The following is a 297-nucleotide window of genomic DNA, read 5'->3' as shown; positions in this document are numbered from 1 at the left end:
CTGTTTGATGCACATGCGGCGTCTATCGCCATTTGGCAGAAGAGCCGCGCGTGTGCCTGGCAGTGCTCCGACGGGCCGTCGCTATAATCCGATTCCATGCCTATCCGTTTTGATGCCGCCGACGCGCACTGGCGTGTCGCTCCCTTGCCTGGTTTCAGTGCTGCGCAAAAAGACTGGTTGACCCGCGGCGGTTCGTTGACCGCGCATCTGCGCGTGCTCGGCGCGGTCGCCGTGCGCGTTACCCGTGAGGGCGTGGCGCTGCCCTGGGCCGACGAGCATGCCGCGCTGGGTCTTTGC

Annotated in this window: 1 protein-coding gene; it reads left to right on the top strand. The window is 65.3% G+C overall.

Annotated elements, in window-relative coordinates; all coding sequences use genetic code 11:
* Positions 1-96: 96 nt before the first annotated feature.
* Positions 97-297, top strand: a 201-nt coding sequence (locus EN874_RS33100) for a hypothetical protein (protein ID WP_210238603.1), incomplete at its 3' end; no start/stop codon positions are given.

Origin of the sequence: Mesorhizobium sp. M1D.F.Ca.ET.231.01.1.1 (assembly GCF_003999155.2) — a bacterium.
Classification (GTDB): domain Bacteria; phylum Pseudomonadota; class Alphaproteobacteria; order Rhizobiales; family Rhizobiaceae; genus Mesorhizobium.
This window is presented reverse-complemented; position numbering and strand designations above follow the sequence as displayed.